Source organism: Streptomyces phaeochromogenes, assembly GCF_001418655.1.
Taxonomy (GTDB): Bacteria; Actinomycetota; Actinomycetes; order Streptomycetales; family Streptomycetaceae; genus Streptomyces; species Streptomyces phaeochromogenes.
Genome location: NZ_LIQZ01000634.1, coordinates 929 through 2065, shown reverse-complemented (window position 1 = coordinate 2065; position 1137 = coordinate 929). Strand labels below are relative to the sequence as shown.

The 1137-nt window shown below is 72.2% G+C and carries 1 protein-coding gene and 2 pseudogenes; 1 reads left to right on the top strand and 2 read right to left on the bottom strand.

Features of this window, described 5'->3' with window-relative positions:
- A pseudogene (locus AOK17_RS53335) lies at positions 1 to 499 on the bottom strand (hypothetical protein); the annotation flags it as partial.
- A gap of 2 nt (positions 500 to 501) precedes the next feature.
- Positions 502 to 758, bottom strand: a pseudogene (locus AOK17_RS53330) (hypothetical protein); the annotation flags it as partial.
- 208 nt (positions 759 to 966) lie between these two features.
- Between AOK17_RS53330 and AOK17_RS53325 the strand changes: the two are divergent.
- The coding region (locus AOK17_RS53325) for a response regulator transcription factor (protein ID WP_245697898.1) at positions 967 to 1137 on the top strand (171 nt) is incomplete at its 3' end.

Here is a 1137-nt window from a genome sequence, read left to right as displayed (position 1 = left end):
CGGGGTGCCGTCCGTGAGGTAGCCGACGGTGTCGGACCACCAGGCCGAGGCCGCCGAGTCTCCGTCCGTGGCCGCGGCGACCGTGGCGTTCGCGTTCGGGACCAGGCGCAGGGCGAGCCAGGAACCGCCGTAGCCGAGGACGGCCGACCCGCCGCCGGCCAGGGCCAGTCGGGCACGGACCTTGGCCCGGCCGAGGTCGAGCCGCGCCACCACCATGCCGACGATCATGAACGGCATCCAGGTGAGCACCGGGTACTCGCCGGTGAACAGCAGCTCGACGAGGCCGTCCGTGTCGCTGATCCGCGCCAGCGGGTCCCAGCCGATGGCGGTGTCGGCCCAGTCCCCGTTGTCGATCGACTGGCGGATCACGTACAGGAGTTGGGGCATGACCAACGCGCACGCGGCGCCGATGACCGCGAGCGTCCGGACCCTCAGCCGGTACAGCGGGAGCACGGCGAGGAAGGTCAGTCCGTAGAACGCGAGGATCACGTCGACGTCGNNGCGAGCAGGGCGAAGAGCGCGGAGGAACGCCCGCGCGCCAGCTCAAGGACGAAGCCCAGCGGCCCGCCCTCCGACGGGTCCGGGCCGACATGGGCCGCGTACATGCCGAAGACCGCGAGTCCGCGGGCCAGGTCGATGCCTATCAGCCGTCCCGTCGACGGCTCGGAAGCGGAGGCGGAAGCGGAAGCAGTGGTGGAGGCGGTGGCGGGAGTGCTGGTGGGAGTGCTGCCTTGTTCAGAGGCAGGCGCCGGGGACAGAGCCGTTGAGACCGATGGCGCGTCGTGTGTCATGCGTTTCAGGATCGGGCGGGTGCGGGCTCCGACCCATCCGGCAGGTGGCCGGAGTTGCCCCGCCGACCGGCCGGAGCCGCCCCCGTCGCCCGGCGAGCGCCGACGCGAAGGAACCGGCGGAGGCTCCTGGGCGTCGTAGGAGTCCAGCGGCGGCCCCGGGGCGAGGGGAGCGCAGGTGATCCGCGTACTGGTGGTCGACGACGAGGCTCTGATCCGTACGGGTTTCCGGCACATCCTCGACTCCGCGGACGGGATCGAGGTCGTGGCGGCGGTACCCGGCGGCCAGGCGGTCCACTCGGCGCGGGAGTTGCGTCCCGATGTCGTGCTGCTCGACATCCGGATGCCG